Here is a 23,637-nt window from a genome sequence, read left to right on the forward strand (position 1 = left end):
AGAAATTATGCCATTTTTAAACAGATATAATAAAGAGGAAAACTACAGATATTTTAGTTCATTAAAGATTGGGACATCCATTTATAATGTTGGATACGGAACCAATAATGGTAAAAGCATTATCACTAGATTGGATACTGATGGTAATGTCATTTGGGATAAGACTTATCATTTTGATGAAAAAATAGTATTCCGAAAAATAGTTGCCTGTAGTAACAATAGTGACTTTTTAGTTTTAGGAACTATTCAGAGTACCAAGTTGTCAATAATCAGGTTTAACAGCGAGGGCACCATTTTATGGAAAAAGCAATTTGGTACCGCTTATGATTCCTACTCACTTGCCTCAAAGGATCAGGATGTTTTAATTAGTATAGGTAATGATAATTATATTTTAGCCTTTTCCCATGGTGTTCACGAGCCTGAAACTATGATTACCATTGTCATAAAACTTAATGGCAGTGGCGAGATAACTGCTCAGAAAATTGTGAAATCACCCGATTTTACATTTAGACTTAAAGGAGTAACAAAAGGCAATAATAAAATAGGATTATATGGATCCATTGTAGATGGAGGCACAATTAATAATGGAGGGATTATTGAGCTTGATTTTAATTTGAATTTGGTGCTGAATGTGATTCAAGCACCAAACAGAGGTTCTGTCAATCATTTAATTTACAACGGTCAAAACTATTATGTTCATTGTTTTAATGATGAACCTGATGAAACGCTTCCTGATGAGGTATTCTTTGTGAAATTTACCGTTTCGGGAACCACTGTTGATATACTTAACTCACAATTTTATACAGGTATATTAATAGATAATTTAAAGTATAACAGTAACTATTTGTATACAGAATCTTATGACAGGCTGTATTCTATTATTTCAAAAATAGATTATAATCTGGACGTTTTATGGACCAAGAGATTCGATTATCCGAATATTCAGAGTGCACAAGGTATTCTGTGCGATGTCAAAGAGAATGAAATCATTTTAAATAATGGTTATGAAACGGGCGGAACAATTGGAAACCCTGTTTTGGGATCTCTGGACCTGCAGCTTAACAGTTGCAGAACAACAGATGTTGACTTGGCCTCTTTAGGAGATAAAATGTGCCTTTTTGAGATATCTGATGCCAATGTTTTACTTAATGATTTTGATGCCACACTTGAGGCTGTTTCAATTCCGGTTTTAAATTCAGTAATTCCAACTATAGAAGTTATTTGCGAAGATTTAATAGATCCTCCATGCATTAAGGATGCCGATTTCTGTAAACGGTATGACACCATATTGTTGAATTTTATAAAGTGTATTGATAAAACAAAAGAGAATAATACTGATTATCCTGAAAACCCAATAGTTTTTAAAGATTGCTATAAGAATTTCCTAGACCAACTTAATGACATAGACGAAGATTTTCCTACCTTTTCATTGATTGAAAACCTGCATTCTCAGATTACTGCAATACAACAATTTCTTGGTTCTAAGGGAGAGAACGACGTTTTTTTAAATGCACAAAGCGCTGTTCAATTTATTCTTGATTATTTATCACAATTGGGTAACTGCAGTTGTGAAAACAGCTTTAATGTGAAGGATTATTCTATGATACAATCAGGGCATTTGTATCTGGATGCCGCAGGTTCGACTGGTGATGACAGTACCAAAGGAGTACATTTGAGATGGTTGTTAAGAGGAGCTTTGTCAAAACATCTTCCCAAAGCCAATTATGCCACGACCACACACCATTTTAACAAACCTAATGATTTTGTAAAAATTTACAGAGCCAAATATGACGCGTTTCAAGTTGTTTTAGATTTCAATTTACCGCCATTACAAATCAATGAAACCGGAAGTGTCAGAAATTGGATTTATGAGGTTCAGGGTAAAGTATTCTATGTCCATTTCCGGGATGCGAACAAATATAACACGGTGAGAGCATCTGTTAATCCTCAAACAGATACTTTGGTATTTATTAAAAATTATGGTGATTCATTGTTAGAAATAGAAACAAGAACGGAATTAAGCTTTAAAATATCGCCGACATTTGTGATTCTTAATCCGGACAACTTTGTTAATTTAGAGGTATTGTCGGTTTTAGAGAATAAAATAACAGCTCCGAAGACCACCACAATCAGAAAAAAATATAATGCTCAAGAGTTAAACGAAACAAAGTTAACCTCTGAAAATATCAGAAGCATCCGTTTCAGAGGCACAAGTGCCCATGTTGAGCGACTTACATTTGAGTTTTATTCGGATTTCATTTTAAAAACTAAAGAAGCCAACAGGTGGCAATATTTAGGCAAATATGCTTTGACTAAAGAGGATAATGTAGCTCATCAAAGACTAGAACCACAACCAAATTGTATAGATAATTGGCTGCGATATAATGAAGATGCTTATGTAAATGTTGAAAATTACCAACATAAATGGAATGGCGACAGTCTTCTCGAATTAGAAAAAATTGTTACCGGCGTAGAAAAATATATAACGTTAAGTGAGGATTTTGACAATGTAAGAGCATTAGAAACCCTGCCTTTGGAAAATACAAGTGATGTAGCAGCCTGCAACCTTCAGGATCCTGATTATGATCCCGAGGACCCTGATTCAGTTCCTGAGTACGATCCTTATAACACTGACCCTTCTACTACTCCCGGAGCAACAGGTATAGAAATATCCTATCTTGAGTTATTACAGATTGGGTCTTTAGATTATCATGTGGCCCGAATGATTGGTTTAGGAACATTGGATTTGAATCCTGTTGTATACGACAGTCAATATATCTATTTGTCTGAATATGTGACTTACGGAGATTTAAATGATGGATTGGGAGCGAGACAAGTACAGCATTTGTATTGCTCATTGCCTACATCTATTGTCGACCAACGTTTTTGTATACCAATTGACCTAAAAGAACCAGTTCCGGGTATTTTTTATTCAACCGGATATGAAGGAACAGAAGTGGACGAAGGAGAGGAAGAAGATGATGAGCCAATCAATGATCCATCGGGCGATGGTTTTGAAGGTTTAGAGTTGACAGCAGACGGTTATTCCCCAGATGGAAAAACTCGATATTATTCTTTCTTTACAGAGCAACTTTTTGAAGAACAATTTGATGCTCCCTTTTACTATGTAGACAGAGAATTTATTTCATCTGAACACACTCAACCTGTTTTTGCAGGCTTGGAATATAGAAAAACAGGAGAACAAAACTGGATAAAACCTGAGTTGTCCCATACTGATGAGTATTTCAACACGGATACAAGCGGCGTAGACCCAACGCTAACCAATGAAACAGTAGAACTGATAATCCCAGAGAGTGGACAATCTCTGTATACGCATGCGGTAAAAAACAGTGGTGAACTCGACTTTTCTACTTATGGAATTAATTGGTTCAGTCGTGCACGTTATAGTGACATAATCCACAAGGTTAAAACTATTTTACGTCCCGCCAATGAGTTATTGCCTCCAACCAATATCTCAGCTACACTTATACAAAAAGAATATCCATTACTTTTAACAACATCTCAAGAGCAAATACTGCTTGACAAAAATATTCATACAGACAAAACACTTGTTCGTTTGACATTTGATTATAATATTGCTCAGGAGTTGATTGATTATCATCAGAAAATTGATGGAGAAATGATTCTTAATTATGCTGAAGCCGATAAAGAACTGTTTGCAGATCGAATTCAAATTTTCTTCAGAAATCAAGTTCCAAACAGTATAGCGGGGCAGATTAGTGTTTGTACTGACAGCAGCAACCCACTGTTGTGTCAAGTAGAAACTTCACCTTATGTATACGCCAGCATAAATGAAACGGTAGTCCCTGTGATTCCAAATGGGATGGGAGATAACTTCATTGGAAGTATTATGATTGTTGACGGAGTACAGTATGTTATTCATCAGGTTGATACATCATCCACCTACCCAAAATTCACTATTTTCAAAAGTCATTCCAGTGGCGGCATGGCAGATTTTGAAACAGTAATAGATACAGATGAACCATTATTGGTTCCTGAGGTAGGGAGCTTGTTTATGATTGTAGAGAACATGCAAAACACCTATGCCTGGGGTGCTCAAAATCCGTCTGTTTTCGAGGTGGAAATTGATCATACTGAAGTTTATAGAGAAGATGAAATCATTATTAAAAATATTGATTGCAGTACCGAAACCCATGTGCAAAAGTTCAGAGGTATATATCAAAATGCCATTATAACGAAGGAATTTGAAATGGTTGATGAAAATGAAGACGGATCTTATGATATTATTTTTCCTGATAACGACGGTGACCCAACAACTATCAATTACCAATTAAGACATTTAGGTCTTTACAAGGTGGTTTTTCCGGGATTTCAATTGGATCAACATTCTCAGTTTACTTTAAATTATGATTTAATAAATCCAGATATCAATTCTGTTGAATTTTATAACGGTATTGTAAGGTTGCATACCTTAAGTGACATCGGAAAAGAGCCTCGAAAAGTTTTTAAAGTAGTAAGGACTGAAAACATTGGGGGTTTAAATGATTTAGTTCTTTACATAGAAGATTTGACATTTCCAACTGACCCAGATGACTTAGCAGATTACAAAGGAAAGTTAATGTCGGAAGACGTTAATGTTACTACTATTGAGCAAATGACCAACTATTATCCGGGATATAAAGTTTATTTGTATGAAGATCCAATACTTGGGTTAACTGCGGATAATGTACTTCCTCAGGGTGATGACGAAGTGAGGTATACTATTTTTGGATTGAGAAGTAAAGATTTTGCCAATGAGTATGAGTATGACAATACAGAGGATTTTTATTCTAAGCTCTCAGTTCCTACCTTAATGTTTGCCCAGGCCATAATGGAGCCGGTCAGACCACAATTGCCTACCGGTGGGATGTATGCAACCCGACCAGACTTTTTTGGGAAGGCGTCATATACCTTTAATACTAAATACGGTACGCCTGTGGCAATTCACAAGCCGTATTCTGTTCAATTTAACAGAGCGAGCGATATACAGTTTTTATCTGCTATCTATGATAATACTGCTTATGGATATGAACCCGGGACCAGAATTCCTATTTTGAACACTGTACAGGAAGTGATGGCAGACATTTTTATGAATGGTGAAGAGGCCTTCTATGTTGATCGCTGGATAAATTTCTTAAGTTTTGATTATCCCGGAGGTGTTTTTGAAACCTTTGAAGAAAGGACTTTGCCAATACCGAATAATCCTAATTTTATAACCAGTATAAATGATTTTATAGATGCACACAATGAGTTTTATCATTTAACAGGGAATGATGCAGTGGGTCATTTACAACCAGGTTTTAATTTAATCACAACCGTTATCCCCGTAAGTCCTTATAATAATACGGAACTTCAAGTGCAACATTTTTTTAGGGAAGTAATTTTAAATTGTTTTGTGCCTTTGACTGAAATACCGGTTATTTATAAGTATGTGAAAAATCAGGCCACTTATTTCCCTAATTACAAACCAATTCCAAAAAAACAGGTTACGCGTGACAGAAATGGTTACCTGCTAAAACCAGATGAACCGAATGAATTTGATATGGCTCCTATGATGAAGAGATTGGATCCTATATCAGCTAATGAGCAATATGAGTCTCAGTTTACAGATTTTGGTTTGGATGGTGCTTCAAACGCAAAATATTTTTATGCTGTCAGAGAGTTTAATAATCAGATGAAAGTTAGTGATTATAGTCCAATACTTGGGCCGATAAGCTTGGTTAACACTGCCCCTCCTATTGCGCCGGAAATCATTAAGATTATCCCAGTTTTAGAAAATAGAACATTAGGTGTAAATCCCGCTATTCAATTGCAGATTAATGCTTATCCGGTAGCACATAAAATAGCTAAGGTCACTATTTATAGAACAGCTAATGTCAATGATGCACTATCAGTCAGAACGATGAAGGAGGTTAGGGTCTTTGATTTAGAAGTTGAAAATCTTTTGGAAGAGCGCCAATGGATATTTAATGATGATTTTTCTGATTTGCCGGAAGTGCCTTTTGGAGACCCACTTTATTACAGAATTACAGTATCGAGAAGAATAAGATACAATGATAAAGACTTAGTTAATGTAGTTGAGTATGCTCCTTCAGAGGCCTCAAAATTGATTGTAACCAATATTATTGAAAATTACAGTCCAGAATCTCCGGTATTGGAGTACACGGCGAATGATTATAATCCCGCTACTGATACAGCCTTAACTCACATTACATTGTCATGGAATAAGACAGTTTACAAAGGTAATTATCATGTTTATAAAATGAACTCTAATGGCAATTGGGTTGAAATAATGAGATTAGTGGCTGATAGAGTTACAAATGGGGATTATCATTTTTACAATCAGGATGCTCAAGGTAATTGGGTTAATACTATTCATCCTGAAATATTGACTGTTTTCAATGATAGTATTTATCTTCCACTAGAGTTAACAAATTTAGGGGTAAGTTCATTAGACATTAAGAATTCGAACAATGAATCAGTATATCATCATTTTAAAGTGTTGGCAATGAATACAGCCGGAATGATGAGTAAAAAGGAAAACATTCTTACTATGTATGATGTGAATTCGTATCATAGTGATCAAGGAATTTCTTCGGATGAGAATCCAAACGGTATGATCATAGAAGGTAATTTTACAATAAGAGATTAACAACTAATTAATTAAATTAAAAAAAATTATGTCAAATAAGAGCGAATTAAAATTGTATTTTGAACCAGGAGATAGACCTAGAGCTATTGAATTTGCAGACTTAATAGACAGTTCATTGAACTGGGAGGATGATAAAGCCACTGATGCCGATGCTGAGAATTCGAGTATTGATAATAGGTTTATTACTCCTAAAACGGCGCGAAAATCAGTAGAAAAGTATGCACCGGTTAAAAAAGTAAACACAAAAAGTCCAAATGCCAGTGGTGAAGTATCCCTCGTTATAGCTGATATTCCAGGTTTAACTGCAGGGATTGATTCAAAGCAAGCCACCTTGGTCAGCGGCAATAACATTAAGAGCATAAATGGAGCGACCATATTGGCTTCAGGAGATTTGTTATTGGCTACGCCTGCGGCGCTAGATTTGAAAATGAATCTTCCAGCGATTGTAAAACTATCCAGTAATATAAGCTCAGCCACAGATGCCAGAGCGACAGTTGCGGCTTTTAGTTTCGCTGCCCTTGCCAACAAAAAGTATAGAATTGAACTTATCGGTTCATATCAGAATGACACAGTTACGGCAGGCGGCAGTTTAGGATTTAACTTATCTGCTGGGACCGGTTTTATTAGAGGAAGTGCGGAAATGCAAACTACGGCTAATGGGTTACAAAAAGAATTGATTTCGGTTATATCGACAGCGAATACCGACGTTAACAGCTTTATTACTTCCAGTCAGGTGTCGGCTATTAATACTGCAGGGTTTATAAATGCAAGTTTATACTTTGAGTGCATCACTGCAGGAAACTTTCAGGTTCAATGGGGGTCGGGAGTTGCAGGAACCAATGCTACGTTGAATAGTGGTACTGTGCTTATTGTAACACTGCTTAATTAAAACCTACTATTCTTTTAAAAACTTTTTATAAAACTTTTTACCTTCTGATGTAATTTCAAGAACATATAACCCTTTTGATAAATGGCCAACATTAAGTTGGTCATTTTCGTTTTGTACCGGTATTTGTTCTCCGATGAGGTTAAAAACCTTAGCGGATTCTATATAATGATTATCGCTTACCATATTCAAAACTGAAGTAGCCGGATTTGGGTAAAGCATAAAATCATTAGCAATAAATTGCTCATTAGAAAGAGGAGTACAAATTATTTGTACCGGAGTAGTTCTATCTATTGATGTACCATCGCCTAATTGTACCTGAGCATTCAGCCCCCATGCGTATAAATCCAAATTAGTTGTGCTAAATGAAGCTGAACGAAAACCATTAGCAAAAATATCCTGCCAATCTGTTGCTGTTCCAATCTGTATAGGAGCATTTTTGCTCACTAATGTACCATCTCCTAATTGACCATGATTGTTATAACCCCATGACCATAGAGTTCCGTTAGTTTTCATTCCTAAAGTATGTCCTCCACCCGCAAAAATCTTTTGCCAGTCTGTTGCTGTACCCACTTGAGTTGGTATTGATTTATTAATATTATTACCAAGACCTAATTGTCCATAGTTATTGTATCCCCATTGCCAAATAGTTTGGTTATTTTTTATAGCAGCGGTATAATAACTACCGCCAACCACATTCGTCCAATCTGTTGCCGTACCAATTTGTACAGGATTTAGTCTATCGGATGTTGAGCTATCTCCAATCTGACCGAAGGTATTATCTCCCCAACCCCAGAGTGAACCATTCGTTTTTATCGCATGTGTAAAAAATCCACCTGTAGAAACCATTGACCAATCAGTTGCAATACCCACTTGTGTAGGAACATTTTTGTTCACTAAAGTCCCATCTCCTAACTGACCTTGATCATTAAACCCCCAACACCATAATGTTCCATTGGATTTTATAGCTGCAAAGTGGTAACCTCCTTGGGTATTTGTGATATTAGTCCAATTAGTTTCCGATCCAACCTGAATGGGTGAATTATGATTGATGAATGTGCCATCACCTAATTGCCCATAATTATTTCTACCCCATGACCAAAGAGTTCCATTATTTTTTAATGCCATTGAAATACCGCTTCCTGCAGAAATTTGCCACCAATCATTATCTGTGCCAATTTGGATTGGAGTTGAAGAACTGAATGAAGTCCCATTACCTAATTGACCATACCCATTATCACCCCAGGCCCATAATGTTCCATCAGCTTTGATTGCTAAACAATGGGTGGCAGAAATTGAAATTTTTTGCCAGCATTGAGCATTGGCAAAAAAAGAAACTAAAAGGAATAATAAAATATATTTTTTCATAACGCTTGAGTGCAAAATTTGTTTTACAAAAGTATCAATTTTTAAAATGCTTAGTGTTAAAATGTGATTGGTGTTTTTACTTATTAATTGATTTATAATTAAGTGTTTATGCGTATTGATTAGATTCCCAGAAACCCTTACATTAGTTGATATCAAAGTAATTTTAATTTAACGAAATATTCGACATGTCTAAAATAGGAATTTATCTGACAGGGTTAGGGCAATCTTTTCAACAAGAATCAGTAGAAAAATATGCTGCAAGATTTAAAAATGAAATGAATCTTAATTCAGATTCTAATTATCACTTAAAAGTTGAAAAAGTGAATTATACAGATGAACAGACGAGCACTGTTGTCAGCATAATTAATGAGGTTAACGATGAAGTCGTTTATAAATTTTATGAATTTAAGTACAAGGAGTTGTTAACGGAAAGATTTAATAAATATAACATTTTGATAAAAAACTTTTTTTTGTTTTTTCTAGTTGTTAGAAAATCCCCTATAGTTTTATTAAGGCTTTTTAAATCTGACAGTTACAGACGAACCGGTCAGACCTTTTATGTATTTGCTATTTTTTTCCTTGTTTCTGTGGCCATTATATTTTTACTGCCCTCGGTAATACTATTTGTTAGTGAACTAAAGGGAATAGATAAAACGGTTAAACCTTTTTTGTCGTCGTTGACCAATATAAGTGCGGTTTTTATACCTTTTGTGACATTTTTATTATTGGTAACACCACAATCTAAAACATTGATTACTACCCTCGCTACAGAGTTTGCCTGTGCAGACAGTTATATACAGTATGGAGCGCAAAGTCAAGTCGTATTGGGCAATTTGGATTTACTAATTGAATACATTCAGGAAAAAGAAGAGGATTCTAAAATACATATGCACAGTTACAGTTTTGGAACGTTAATAGCAATTGACTTATTGTTTCCAATAGGGAATGTACCCGCAAGGAACTCTAAAGACTTGGTTGAGCTTTTAATTACCATTGGGACACCATATGAATTCATTAACGCTTATTACCCAAATTTTTATTCTAAAAGAAGCAAGGAGATGGATGATAAAATTAAATGGGTAAACGTTTTTTCTATTTCAGATGCTTTGGCTACTAATTTCAGAAAAGATGCAACAGACGGAGCAGCAGAGTCGGGTATAAAAGATTCAGTGCTAAGACCCATTAATGTTAATTATGAAATTGCATCATTTCAAAGCAATGGATTTTTTAATTTTTTCACGCTGCATCATATAAAAGCACATAAACTTTATTGGGATGAATCGGTACAAGGACAAAGCTGCATGAGAAAAACTTATAACGAAATGGTTAAGCTAAACATGGTTTAGCGTTTATCACCAGCAGTGTTTTCAAAAGCGATTAAATTGAACAGTTCTCGCATTCTGCTTCTAACACGATTACCATATTGCATTTCAATTTCTGAAGCAGAAAGGTTCGTCGTGATATGAGTTTGAATTCTTCTTCTGATGAATAAGTCATAACGGCTTAATAATATTTCAGCCATTACGTTGCATTCATTACCATAGTATTTTAAATTGTTTTCCAGTCCTAAATCATCAAAACAGTAAATCTTTGGTTCTGATCTATACAATTGACCTTTACTGTACTTATGGATTACTTCATAACCGTCCTGAATAAATTCGAAACTAATGTCACGACAAGGTTTTATAGTAAATTTGTATTCTGCTGGTGTTAAGAACTTCATTAGGCTCATTAGCGAAGTTTTTCCTGAACCTATAGGGCCCGAAAATAAAATTCCTTTGCTAAGGTTTATATCGAATTGAAAGCAAGCTTGTTCATCCTTGAGAAAGTAGGCAATTAATTTATAGACTATAGGATAGTCTTCTTCAAATATTTTAAAGTGGCCACCATAAAGCTCCCGGCCTTTATTTTCCAGCCAGTTGGTTATTTCGGAATAGGAGAGATGTTTTTTCATATTTTATGGTTGCTGAGGTTATAATTTATTGTGATTTCACCGCCCATTTCAAAGAAGAGACACTTCGACAGGCTCAGTGTGACAAGTTGCTTTAGAGTGGCTCTGCATAATTTTTAGATGTTATAGTACTTAAATTTTGATTGTTAGATTGATTATGAGTTGTGTTAAATTTATCAGCATTTAGCATCCAGTTTTTGGCGGCGGCCTGCCAATCTATCATTGGGGATTTGCCACCAACTAACCAGCCGATGCTTGAAAAGTAGTTGTAGAATTTTTGTGCTTCGATTTCCGGGAAATTATGTTGTTGAAAATATTGTTGTACTTCTTCAAGTTCCGGCGCCTGGTGTACCTGACTGACACTGGCAGTCCTCCTCTTAATATCAAATGCAAATTTTTTTTCTTTCGAACTAATGTCTTCATCATCTAAAGAATTATCATTCTCATTTTTTAAATTTTGCTTGAGTTTACCCAAGTTTAAATCGTTTGAACTATTTAAATGGTTTGTATTGTTTATATAAGGTACTAGCGCTTGTTTAGTACTTGTTCCTTGGTTGTTTAAAACTTGTTCTGTTACCGGTTCAAAAGAAGGTTCATTTTTTGAACTTGTTTTGGGTTGGGGTTTAAGGTCTTCCGAAAAGTTAAACATGATTACATGGCTTCCTTTAAATGGATTGTATGAAGGTTCATATTTGATATAACCCAAGGAATGTAATCCCTTTAGGCATTTATGATAAGTAGCCTTTGAACTTATTTTGCTTATACGCATTACTTCATCCCGGGAAATGCTTATTGGGTTTCGGAACCGATTGCAGTTCCAGAATTGGAAGAGGGACATATATAAGCTTACATGGGTTGGATTGAGCTCTTTGTCCTTGGTTACCCTTTCGAAAAAGCCGGTTAAGTGTTTTATGTAATTCATTTTTTTAATGTTGCTTAAGTTCTGAGGTTTTGGTTATTATAAAAGTCTAAAGACTTTTAGTGCCTGACTGTCACTGGCAGCCTGTGTCTTAATATCAAATGCGGGAATAACAACCTATTTAAATAGGGTTGTTGTTGGCGGAGATTTTGTTTGCTGTTAGAAGCTTTTCTATGTCGGTGCTGTCATAGTAAAGTATACCTCCGATTTTTGTATAGGAGAGGGTTTTGTTAATGCGAAGGGTTTGTAAAGTTCCGGGCGAGATGTTTAATAGTTTACGGACTTCTTTGGATTTAAGCCACTTTTTTTGCTCTTGAGATTTTGAACTGAAGATTTCTTTTAAATCATTTAGAAGTAGTAAACGGAATTCGTTTAAGTCTTCTCTTGTAATTACTTCGATAGCCATAACGTTTGTTTTAGATTGTTATGGGACAAAATTGTGATGTTTGATTTGTTTTACATCACAAGTGCATCACAAGTTGTGATGGATTTTATTGAAAAGGTGCTAAGTTCTTGATTGTTTCAATGCTTTGTTATAGAGGTAAAGCATTTTTTAATTGTTGTATGAAAAATGTTGGTGGCATTTCCAATCTAGTGTTGAAAGCTTTTGTAAAGTTTTGTGTTGAGCCGAAACCGACTTCTTCAGCAAGCGCTTTGTTGGTGTAATTTCGATATTTGTTTTCGGTTTTCAGTTTTTCAACTATATAGTCGATTTTTAAGTCGCTTATGTATTCGATTATTTTTTTGCCACGGTATTTTAGAATGATTTTGGATGCGTATTTTGGATTGGTTTTGAGATAACCTGATAGTTTTATTAAGGTCATGTCCTTTTCCAGGTACTTTTTGTTCTTTTCAAATTTTTCCAAGTTTTGTAAAATGGTTTTTACCAGTTCCGGATTAATATCGAATGTAATTTCAGAATTAGTGTCTTGAATTGGTTTTTCCGGTTTTACTTTTTCATTCATTAATTCTTCGAATTTTTGCTTATAGCGTTTTTTGTTTCGGGTATGTCTCCATCCCAAAAATATTATTGCGCCTGAAAGGGACGTGATAACGAAATAATGAACCCTATTGTTTACAATCATGGCACTTTCAATTTCTTGCTTGGCCATTATTAATTTCTTAGTATCATACTCTTTGAAGATTTTTTTTGAGAGATACTTGTAATTATTATTAAGGATACTATCGACTTTGAGAAGGCGATTTATATATTTTAATTGTAGTTGTGGATTATTGTGTTTCTTGTAGTAATCGATTAGCAATTCATAGTTCTCCCTGAGATCGGGTCTTATATAATTGTATTTCAGAAACGCATCATCAACCTTAATAAAAAAGGAAATAGCTTTTTCTTCATGATGTAATGCTAAATGACTTTTTCCAATATAAAAATAAGCAACCGTTTCGTTTGCAAAGTCTTGTTTTTGTTTTATGGCGGGTAGTACTCCTTTTAACTGTACTATAGCTTTCCCGAAGTCATTTTTGTAGTAGTTGTTTATGCCCTCTGAGTGTTTAAAGTATGGTGTGATTTCTAAGTTTTCATATTCTATCCCTATACTCAATCCTAGCTGATTGTAAAGGGATGATTTTTCATAATTGCCAATCCTGTTATAGCAAAGACCTAAAGAATGAAGCGTACTCAAATGAGCAATGTCATTTTCTTCTTCGAAATATGGTAGGCACTCTTTTAAAAGGGAAATAGCTTCGTGGTAGAATCCCAAGTAATATTTTATTTGCGCGATTGTATACTTAGTCTTAAAAATTAAATACCGATTGTTAGTTTTTGATATAAAATTGTCAGCCATAATAAAATTATCTAATGCTTTTGAATAACGTTTTTTATCATACTCCAATGTTCCTTTAGTAAGGTATGCAGCCCCGATTATTTCATCATCCTTGGTTTGCCTGGCAGAGCCCAACATACTGTCGGCATACTTTTCAGTATATTTTTTATCAGATATATAAATTAAAGCTCTATAAGCTGTCGTCATTTTGGCAAAATCATTTGTTGATTTGGCTTCTTTGAGTTGTTTAATTGCTTCGATTTTTTTATCGGTTTTTGTATTGGTTTGTGCTATGCTGATCTGCACTAAAAGGATTAGTATGGTAACCCCAATTATGTTGTCAGGCCTGTTGTTTTTAAAGCACATTTTGAGGATTGTTTTTTGATAAATAAACGTAGCTAAATTATTAAAAAACTTGTGCAAACACTTGTCAAAACAGGATAAACTGCAATAAAATTAATGATTTAATGCAATGTTTTGAGTATGGGCAAATTAGTGGAATTAGTTAAGTGTTTAATTCGGGAATGAAACAGTTTTAATTCAGGAATCGGATACCTGAGGGTTTGTTAGCGCTTGTATTCAGAGGTAATTTTGCTTCGAATTCAAAAGGATTTGCTTTGAAAATCCAACCCACTGTTCAGATTACCCCGGGCGAAATGAACTGAAAATTCAGTTCCATTTTTAAACATTAAATTATTATGAAATTTTTTTATTTATGCATTTTTGTATTTCCTTTTTTTATTTCATGTAGCGACAATATTGATATGCAATCTCAATCAGATGCAGCTTATCACAAAGTTGATACTGTCATTGATCCAATTCCTGTAAATAAAGACAACCCCTATGATACAGCAGGACAGACTCACCATCAACTGTTGACTTCTTATTATGATAATATAAGCCTACCGTTGACCTTAACTGGGATTATTAGCTCAGCAGAATCAATTGCTAACGAGAATCCTTCATTTGTTTCAATGACCAATGGAGTTACATTCAAATTCATTTACTCTGACAGGGTTGCAGCTATTGTTTCTGATTCCGGGTACTTGCTGGACGATACAATCAATAATTCACTTGAAACGATTGAGGCCAAGAACAGCCTGAAATCATTTATCAATTCACTTTTGGCAAAATGTGAATATGAGGACGACTATGCTGTATTGCATAATTATATCGTTGCTTATGAATATAGTGTAGTGAATCAAGCCAATTTTACGCAGAAGGATAAGCAAGTGATCCTTACTACTTCTTCTATTGCAAGGCATTCGGTTTATGCCAGAAAGAAGAAACCTAAAAGAAATACAGATCCAGATTGGCCTTTACTAATTGGTAATATCAGTGGTGCCATTGACGGAGCCGATGACCGTATGGAGGATGCTGTTATGATGGCACTGATTACGGGGATAGTTGATAATAAATAGTTTTCGTTGCCATTCCTGTTTCCGTCTTTGCAGGAATGACAAAGCAGGAATAATAAACGGAACATTTAAAATAGAATACATGGCTGCTTATTACATAAGTGGCCATTTATTTTTCATCTGCGTTTTCAATTCGTTTGACTAAGTTTTCCCTTAATGTGTTCAGAAAATGAGTTTTTTCTATGGTTTTACGGTTTCTTATTTCTAAGTAGATTCTATTGAATTGGCCTAACTCAATATTAAAAAAAGATTGTATTGCAGTTGCAGTTTCGTTTAGGCTTGACTTACCTTCATTGAATACACCGACGGTGTCTAAAGCATATAATAATTCTACTAGGGCCGCTTTTGATGCTGACCATTTTAGTCTTTTATCAATTGATGTTGGTTGTTTTAGTGATTTTAGATTTGCGTTTAAGAATGATTGTATTTCATCATGGGCTATAATTTTGGCTACTTTGTAATCGTGTGATGTAGCAAAGCTGTGATCTGATTGAAAATAGAAGCTGTCTAAAGTAAGTTTGATGTCATGTTTGCCTCTTAGGAAGTATTTTTTATCCAGACTGTCATTTCCTGCCCTGTAATATTTGTAGAATTCAATATTCTCTTTGTGAAATAGCTTTAATTTTTGCAGGTGATTTCCATAGTGTTTTTTAATTGCTTTTTTTGACCCGGAAGGTTTGGCAATTTCTATATTATAAATTTCGTTGAAGTAAATCAATTTGGCTGCAAAAACAGGCTTTATCATCTTGAAAAATTCGATTTCTTCTGATTTGTTTTCAAAGTGGTATTTATTGAAAAATGCCTTTAGTTTTTCGATTGTTTTAATTGTTGCTTTTATGGATTGTTCAGTTTGTTTTATTGCATTTGTTGTTTCGGAATTAATTGTTTGGAGTTGTTGTGTTAGTTCAGCCATCAGCGATTCGGAGTATGACCTCATAGTTGGTTATTTTTGGTTTTGGGTTTAAGCAAAACTATAAGTGGGTATTATCACAACCAAATGGGACTTTGTTTGATTCTCGAATTGAATAGCTGTATTCCTGAATAGTATATAGTAGTTGCTATTTGATCAGCACCTTAGCTTAGTATTATTAATCCACACTCTTTGTTTCAAAAATGAAGGTTGTTTAAATTTTAAACTATGCTTGCTTTATGTCCTGTAGTTTTGATTTTTGTCTTATTTGTTTTTCTATTTTGCAGGGAGATAAGGATAGATTATGAGCGCCATCTTGAAGAAGATAGGTTAGGAGACGAACATATACTGAAGGAAGTTGAAAGGTTCTTAGAAAATAATAATAATTAATTGGTCAATTATATATTACCATTATTCTTCTATAACCGGTACTTTTACAGTTGTTACAATAGGTTCTTTGAAAACTTGCTTCTCAATTTTGGGAGTTTCAATTTTTTCCTCGTATTTGACATCCTGCCAGGTTTTTTGAATTTGTATTACTACCATCTTTAGGTTTACATCGATTCCGTCCCTAAAATTATCATTAAATAACTGAACTGAGAATGAACCTTGTTTTATATTTTCATTTCTACCCGATGCTGAAATCACATTTCCATAATCAATGATAATTTCTTTTCCATTTTGAATGCCATAAAATTTAAAATTTACATTATCTCCAATATTGGTATTATTGAACATTGAAATTCCTGTAATTGCTAATGACGCAAGTGCCCCATAACCTGTTAATGCACCTAAAGCACTAATGCCGGTAGTAAATTTTTTATTAGACATTTCATATTCCTCTTTTGATTTTTGCCCAACACCAAGCCAATATGACCAAGAAATGACTTCAGTTGCTTTATATGGATTTATTTGATTTGGGATGTAAGTATTTGTTGGAAGTTCTACTGTTGCATATGTATACTGATTTTTTCCAATTGCAGTTTCTGAGTGCACTCTCAACTCTTTATCAAATAATTGTGTCACTATAGTGTCTACTTTTACTAATTCTTTTTTAACCCTTGATTCATATTTTATATCGTAACCAATTGTAACGTCTTTTGTAAATGTATTATAAGTAGTTTCTTGTTTTTCGACCCAATTTACTGTGGTATTGAAATTTTTTGTTTTCTCATTTATAGGGATTCTTTGGATTTTAATTTTGCAAATTCTACCTCCCAAGGATGAATTGGCTATTCTGAATTTATAAACTCCTTTTTTAATTACCTGAATTTGTTTGTTTTCAATTTTCTTTGTTTTGTAATCTGAGAATTTAGAATTCGAGGGATATTCAATAATTTCAATTTCCTTTACTTCTTTACCATTAATTTCTTCTAAACTAAATATCAGTTTATCACCTTCTGCAAAACCATAATAGAATACTTCCTCACTTAGTGCCGGAACTTTAATAGTTTTTTCTGAGACATCAATTGTCTCTTGACTGAAAGAGGAAAGCGTCATCAAAAACAATACTATTGTGCATGTAATTTTCTTCATGTTTTTCTTTGGTAATTTTACTTTTTTATTATAATTAGTAATTAGGCCTGGAGCAATGGTGATTTGTTCACAAATGAAACTTATTGATGATTAACTGCCAATACGCATAAATACGTAATTTTCTTTTCAAATTCGGGTTAAGAACGTTTTTGCTATTTAATTTTTCTTTTTTTTGACTTGTTATTATAATACCTATTGTTTTTATAGGGATAAAATAAATCACGTGCATATGCACTTATAATTATCGCGGCTATTACAGTCAGTATTTCTTTCCAAGGCATTTTGTTGCTTTTTAAATTATTTCAAACTTATCATCATAAATTGTTCCCTGCAAATAGTTTAGTTGTCAATTCGGGAATTGAATAAAGATGCTTTATTTAATATATTTTGATAAGAGTTGATGTTATTGTTTTTCATTTTTAAATTTTGTTATTAATTTACTAATTTCCTGATAAGCATGATACCAAGCATCATCTCTACTTGTCCAACTACGATTGTTTTTCCAAGCAGATATGTTGCCGCCTTTTCTTGGAATCCCATTGATTTTTTTTAAAATAGGAATATCTTTCCAACCACAAGCTTTTATTACAATAGGGACTACAATACATTCTTTTTTTTCATGCCTCTCTATTGCATTACTAAGTTCGACATTAACAATATACGGTGTATCCAAAAAATGGCTGCTCACTAATAAAAAGATTATATCACATGAATTGAGTTGATTTTTGATTTCATCATCCCATTGATCACCAGCTATAAGGCATGTGTCATCCCATGTTTCTATCAAGTTATTGAATCTATTGCTTAGAGGTGCAAGGGTTGTTTTAAACTCTTTTAAATAATTAATATTGTCTTCACAGCTTTCACCATCATATTTTGAATATGATATAAATGCTTTTAAAGGTTTTGTTTTAGGTTCTTCTATTGATTGTATACTATCCATGTTTTTTTTCGCTTCAAAAACTTTACCGGTTATTGATTCAAATATATTTGGGTAATCATCTTTGATACCGAGGTAATCAAAGAACTTTAATCTCTGTTGAATGATTCCTTTTCCAGAATCTAGCTTTCTTGCCTGTTTATAGGCTGTAATTGCTTTTATTTTATTTTGTTCATAGTCAATATTTAATTTAAATAATCCAGCAAAAGCAAACCCTTTGGATGTGAAAGCTCCTGCATTTTTATCACATCTATCGATGTAAATATTGGCTTCATTTAATGCTTTTTCAAAATACTTTTTTGATTCGGATTTATTATTTAATAAAAGCCAAATTAAACCTGCTAAGTTATATCTGCCATAAGAAGCACTTTTATTTGTTGAAATTGAATCATTAATGTATTCCAGTGATTTTTCCAATTGTCTTTCAGATAACAATATTTCAGATAAAATCATATAATAACCACTTAGATTTAAACCAAGTTCTTTTGCCTGAGATAAAGCTGTTTGACAGAGGATTAATGCTTCATTAATTTTCCCCTGATGTAATAAATATGATGCTAAACTTACTGAATCATTAGCTTCTCCTCCTAAATCGACAATTTCCTTTCTTATTAGTAAAGCCATTTTAATATAATCAATGGCTTCTTCTGTTTTACCGTCATCAAAATAACAGCCAGATAAAGCAGCCAGGTGATTTGCTTTCCAAAGAGGGTTTCCAGATTGCTCAGATAAATCCAATGCTTTTTGAAAATACTCGACAGCAAGCTTTCTATCGACAGCCTTAACCTTTGATCCATAATTATGGTTTTGCGCTTCAATTGAATCTAAATCCTCGTGTTTTAAACTCAATTCCAAAGCTTCTTTTGAGTGCGAAATGGCTTTATCATAGTATCCTAAGCGTTTATAATTCATGGCTAAGTTGTCATGTATGACTGCGATGTTTTGGTAATACCAAGGATATTTAGTTTCTAATTCATTTAATAATTGTGAAAAAGAATCTAAATTTTCTTGAGGCGTTTTTAGCTCATTTTCCATGATTAATAAATTACCTTTGAGACGTAATTTTTCATGGTCATTATCATTCTCTTCAATAAACTTAAGTATCTTCTTTTGGCGCTTTACTGCTTCATCCAGATCACCTTTTCGCCAATATGCATTGGCTTGAAGTTCAATTGCTGCTCGCTTTGTATCAGAGTCTAAAGCAATTTGCTCAAGTTTTTCGGCCATTTCCAGGTTTAAGCCAAAACCACCCTTTCTTTCAATGAAATTACTCAAATCTTTCAGGACGTATTTTGCATCGAAGCTATTTTCAGATTCTGCGAGTAAATAAAATTGTCTAATTTGAGGTGTAATATCACTTAATGTTTTCCATTCGTCTCTGGGAAGAGCAATTTCTTCCATGTATTCTGCAGCTATAGTAAATAATTGTTTTTTAAAATAATCTGAATTTTCTCCTGAGGTATACATTGAAGGAATTCTAGATAGAGCATATTCCCTGTCAAGTGGGTGTAAATAGAATTCTCTCCCATCCATTCTAACAAAATGCATATTTACTAATCTCTTTAGAGCAACTGAGCTATCAATATTTGGTATAAAAGATCTCAGCAAATAATCGATTCCTGAGGGTAGTATCGGAAACCCATAAATAGCAAGTGCCTGCATAATTTTTTGGTCGGTTTCTGAAAGACGATTATAGGCTTCACCAACAAGTGTTTGGGTAAGAGTGTCAGTCGGCAATAAAGTATTTAGTAAATCATTTATAGAAGTGCTTCTGTCAGCACATAGTATAGCGTAAAATGCTTCTAAAGCCCTTGGAAAGCCTCTTGTAATTTCTTTAATTTTATTTAATAATCCCTCATCGGCATTTTTTAGTCCAAGATGTCCGTCACCATCTAATTCTCTTAGTACATTTTCTGCATAAGGACTTTCCAGACCTTCGTTTAAATCAATAATACGTTGACGTCCGGGCTCAATAAAATTAAAATCTATTGGAAGTATTCTGGTGGTAATAATGAATTTTATTGCATGATTAGTCATCTTTAATAGATGTACTATAGCCTCTTTTAATTCGGTATCTTTTATGTTACGGGTTTCAGAATCAATTTTATCCTCAAAATTGTCCAAAAGAATTACTATTGGTTTTGAAGGTATAAGTTCTAACAGTGTATTTAGCTTTGAAATAACAGTTGATTGACTATTTTCCTGTAATTGCATTAATGATTCTCTTTTGTTTTCTTCAACTAACAATGATAGATCAGCAAAGAGATTAGGAAAACTAATAGGCCTGCTTCCAATTTCAGTCATATAAATGATACCGGAAAGGTCTATGCCTTTTGAGTCATCAGGTAATATTCCTCTTTCTAAAGATTTAAGGAGCCTACACACCATAGCTGTTTTGCCAACACCTCCTCGGCCAATAATACTGATAATTTTTATGGATTCACTTTGTAAAAAATTAACTGCCAAATCAGTTTCTATGATTCTATCCTGAAAGTATGAAGGGGCTATAGTTGGAGGATTGTTAATCACTTTATAGGTTGGTGCAGAAGTAGCATTAGTTCTTTCAGGTCGTCTTTCTCTTTCGATACTTAACATTATTCTTTCTTCTGTGAGTTTTGCCGTTTCATCTTTATTATTTAAGTATTGTTGAAGAGATTTAATCTGTTCATTCAATACTGTAATTTCACTTTCCACTCTTGGTTTATTTTCGCCATTAGTGTATAACAAATCATTTTCGGCATCCTTTAAGTATTCTTTTAGCGTATTGAGTTTTTGTTCAAAAGAATCAATTTGATTTAAATGCTGTTTAATCTCATCACTTTTATCGCTTCCAAAAGAAAGAAAACACTTCCTGTTTAATAGGCGTGGGAGTAGGTTTATATTGGAAATGTATTGGACAGCTATTATAGGTTTCTTATATTCAATTGCTTTTTTTAGCTCTTGCTTGCATCTTGAGTTAGTTGAAGTGCTATTATTTGATATTATTAAAATAAAACATTTGCAAGTTTGCATTGCTTCATTTGCTTCTGAAAATGAGTCTTCGCTTTCGGTTAAATGAATATCTAACAACCAAGTTGAGAATTTAGGTAATCCCGATTCTAAACTTTCATGTAATTTTTTTGCATATTGATATCCATCAGCCTGGTCATATGAAATATAAAGATGGCTCATACCTATTTTATTTTTGAGGTTGTGTTCTCTTACAGGGTTTATTATTAAGGGTTTATGCCTGCTGTTGTATTTGCTTATTGAAGTTGGGCTTATTCTATAAAGGAATTATAGCATCTGCAGGTATAACAAATGAATGATTTAAATTGCTTATTTGCAATACGTATAAATACGTATTCTATGGATTAAAGGAGTACTGAGTTAATTGTTGTAAAAGCAAAAGGCGATTTAGAAATTTCTAAATCGCCTTTATTTATCTATCGTTATGGATATATCTTAAATAGGAAGAGACTTTAATTCGCTAAGAGTCTTCTTTGCTAATTCAATTTTATCGGTAAACAATTCTTTACCTTTTAAATTATTAGCAACAGCATTAATTCTTTCTTTAGTCTTTGGAGACATAGAAATTACCATTGAAGGTTTCAAAGTTGTTTTATTTGTTTTCATCGGGAATGTGTTATAAGTATTAATTAATAATAATATACTTAATCTGTTGCAAATTTATATCATTTTTTCTTATAAACCAAAATATCATCGTAATGATTATCAGGTATATACTGTACAAAAGTGTTTGCTTTTGCTATATTGCGTCCAAAGAATATATATTCTTCACTTAATTGTTCGAAATTTTTGTTTACATAATAACGATATGTCTTGATTCGTCTTTGATAATTTTTGCATTCATTGATACATTTCTTTTTGCAAGTTGGTAAACAATTATTAATAAATTCATTATGACTATCACTACCACTTACAATAATAACTGAATCTTCATTTTTTTCGAAAAACATTGGCACTGTGCTCAAAACAGTATTAAAGACAATATACATATCACCATTATTACTATTTACATCATCAATAATTGTACCTAATGCTTCATCATAATCTCCAAAGCCAAGATTGTAAACTGTTCTGCCACCCATTACTGTTACAGGAGTGTATTCGATAGCCTTAATAATATTTTTTGTTCCAACACTTTCAAAGAGGTATTGTATCTTTATTTCTTCGGCAGTTTTTTCTGCTTTATAGGACGGTAAATTGTTCAATCGATAGAAGTTTTATATTGTAAACTTAACTATTTTTCCTAATAAAAAAAACATTTTAATTATTTTAGCTTATGAATTTTCATGAGCAAACAACATGTTTGTTGATGTGTTTGTGTATTAAATCTTTATGATTATGCATCTATTTCCGATTGGAAAAATTAATTAGACAAATGATGCCACTAAAAACCTTTCGGGAAGGTATATCCTTTAGTTTCATTATTAAATAGATTATCAAACTTAATCACTTTTACTAATTCTTGTTTGTTTTTGCCGCCAAATTTCACGAATCCATAGAACTTCAAGAAAATATATTTATCATTCATATAGGCTATTTCAAATGACATGTTTGGATTTTCTTTTTCAATTTTTTCTTTTAAAATTTCGGAATTTACCAGGTCTTTAGGCATTAAAAACATATTATGAAATTGTGAAGCAAACATTAGGCAAGAAATAAATACTACCATTGGGATTCCCCACAAAGTATTCCTGAAAATTATACTCCAAATTTTTTGGTGACGACAATAGAGATTTCCGTAGATATAAAATGCAATTGCTAAATATATTATTGTCATACCAACCGGAAAAAGTATTATTAGTGTAAACAACGAATCTAGTTTTTCTAAAAAGTGTTTTATTGAAAAAAGGTAGCAGGCAAGTGATAATATATAGCAAACCAATAGTATTGAAGCAATTATAAGGTTTTCCTTGTCTGAAGTTCTATTAGTTATTTCTTCTTCTTTATTTTGTTCAGATTGATATATATTAATAGTATAATAGTATACCATATATAGAAATCCTGAAGATAAAATAAATAATATTAGGATAAATAAAATCAGTAAGCCGTCAGGAATGACCTGCGAAACAGAAAAGAATCGCATAAAAGAAAATGAAATTGAAGATAATTCTATCAATTGCCACAAACCGCCTAAGATTGCAGGTAGTATTAATACAATGCTCAAGTTATTTTTTAACTTGTCAAAACCCTTTTTTGCCAGTTTGACTAGAAAGTCAATTTCGTTCATAATTTTCTTTTAAATAAAA

At 33.2% G+C, this 23,637-nt stretch carries 15 protein-coding genes; 4 read left to right on the top strand and 11 right to left on the bottom strand.

Translation table 11 applies throughout. The annotated features are described in order from the left end of the window. The first annotated feature begins 7 nt into the window (after positions 1-7). Complete coding sequence (locus tag B3C16_RS11320) at positions 8-6,673, top strand: hypothetical protein (protein ID WP_291131746.1); 6,666 nt, start codon at positions 8-10, stop codon at positions 6,671-6,673. A 28-nt stretch (positions 6,674-6,701) separates the two neighbouring features. Further along, the gene (locus B3C16_RS11325) at positions 6,702-7,562 is read left to right on the top strand and encodes a hypothetical protein (RefSeq protein WP_291131748.1); all 861 of its coding nucleotides are present in this window, start codon (positions 6,702-6,704) and stop codon (positions 7,560-7,562) included. Positions 7,563-7,568: 6 nt separating this feature from the next. On the opposite strand, the gene B3C16_RS11330 is transcribed toward B3C16_RS11325, so the two are convergent. Beyond that, positions 7,569-9,083, bottom strand: coding sequence for a T9SS type A sorting domain-containing protein (locus B3C16_RS11330; RefSeq protein WP_291131750.1), 1,515 nt, complete (start codon positions 9,081-9,083; stop codon positions 7,569-7,571). A gap of 29 nt (positions 9,084-9,112) precedes the next feature. Here B3C16_RS11330 and B3C16_RS11335 point away from each other — a divergent pair, with 29 nt between their 5' ends. After that, the gene (locus tag B3C16_RS11335; RefSeq protein WP_291131752.1) at positions 9,113-10,273 is read left to right on the top strand and encodes a hypothetical protein; all 1,161 of its coding nucleotides are present in this window, start codon (positions 9,113-9,115) and stop codon (positions 10,271-10,273) included. Here B3C16_RS11335 and B3C16_RS11340 read toward each other — a convergent pair. The 4 genes from B3C16_RS11340 to B3C16_RS11355 all read right to left on the bottom strand — a co-directional run bounded on the left by B3C16_RS11340 (position 10,270) and on the right by B3C16_RS11355 (position 13,944). Next, complete coding sequence (locus B3C16_RS11340; RefSeq protein WP_291131754.1) at positions 10,270-10,881, bottom strand: ATPase; 612 nt, start codon at positions 10,879-10,881, stop codon at positions 10,270-10,272. The genes B3C16_RS11335 and B3C16_RS11340 overlap by 4 nt on opposite strands. A 91-nt stretch (positions 10,882-10,972) precedes the next feature. Continuing rightward, positions 10,973-11,800: a transcriptional regulator gene (locus tag B3C16_RS11345; protein WP_291131756.1), complete on the bottom strand. Its 828-nt coding sequence runs from the start codon at positions 11,798-11,800 to the stop codon at positions 10,973-10,975. 118 nt (positions 11,801-11,918) lie between these two features. Next, positions 11,919-12,203 (bottom strand): helix-turn-helix domain-containing protein, encoded by a 285-nt coding sequence (locus B3C16_RS11350; protein ID WP_291131758.1) that lies wholly within the window; start codon positions 12,201-12,203, stop codon positions 11,919-11,921. A gap of 127 nt (positions 12,204-12,330) precedes the next feature. Next, positions 12,331-13,944 (bottom strand): tetratricopeptide repeat protein, encoded by a 1,614-nt coding sequence (locus B3C16_RS11355; RefSeq protein WP_291131760.1) that lies wholly within the window; start codon positions 13,942-13,944, stop codon positions 12,331-12,333. Positions 13,945-14,276: 332 nt separating this feature from the next. On the opposite strand from B3C16_RS11355, the gene B3C16_RS11360 reads away from it, so the two are divergent. Further along, complete coding sequence (locus B3C16_RS11360) at positions 14,277-14,999, top strand: hypothetical protein (RefSeq protein ID WP_291131762.1); 723 nt, start codon at positions 14,277-14,279, stop codon at positions 14,997-14,999. 106 nt (positions 15,000-15,105) lie between these two features. Here B3C16_RS11360 and B3C16_RS11365 read toward each other — a convergent pair whose 3' ends face one another. The 6 genes from B3C16_RS11365 to B3C16_RS11390 form a co-directional block, all read right to left on the bottom strand. Beyond that, a complete protein-coding gene (locus B3C16_RS11365; RefSeq protein WP_291131764.1) occupies positions 15,106-15,933 on the bottom strand; it encodes an RteC domain-containing protein in 828 nt (275 codons plus the stop codon). A gap of 384 nt (positions 15,934-16,317) precedes the next feature. Continuing rightward, positions 16,318-17,442, bottom strand: a complete 1,125-nt coding sequence (locus B3C16_RS11370) for a hypothetical protein (protein ID WP_291131766.1) — start codon at positions 17,440-17,442, stop codon at positions 16,318-16,320. A 403-nt stretch (positions 17,443-17,845) separates the two neighbouring features. After that, positions 17,846-21,553, bottom strand: a complete 3,708-nt coding sequence (locus tag B3C16_RS11375; RefSeq protein WP_291131768.1) for a TIR domain-containing protein — start codon at positions 21,551-21,553, stop codon at positions 17,846-17,848. A gap of 273 nt (positions 21,554-21,826) precedes the next feature. Continuing rightward, entirely contained in the window at positions 21,827-21,997 is a 171-nt protein-coding gene (locus tag B3C16_RS11380) for a hypothetical protein (RefSeq protein WP_291131770.1), read from the bottom strand. Between the two features lie 59 nt (positions 21,998-22,056). Then, the gene (locus B3C16_RS11385) at positions 22,057-22,596 is read right to left on the bottom strand and encodes a DUF6934 family protein (protein WP_291131772.1); all 540 of its coding nucleotides are present in this window, start codon (positions 22,594-22,596) and stop codon (positions 22,057-22,059) included. 179 nt (positions 22,597-22,775) lie between these two features. Further along, positions 22,776-23,618 carry a hypothetical protein gene (locus tag B3C16_RS11390; protein WP_291131774.1) on the bottom strand — a complete coding sequence of 281 codons (843 nt, stop codon included), beginning with the start codon at positions 23,616-23,618 and terminating at the stop codon, positions 22,776-22,778. Between the last annotated feature and the right edge of the window lie 19 nt (positions 23,619-23,637).

It is taken from the genome of Flavobacterium sp. UBA7682 (genome assembly GCF_002482945.1).
Taxonomy (GTDB): Bacteria; Bacteroidota; Bacteroidia; order Flavobacteriales; family Flavobacteriaceae; genus Flavobacterium.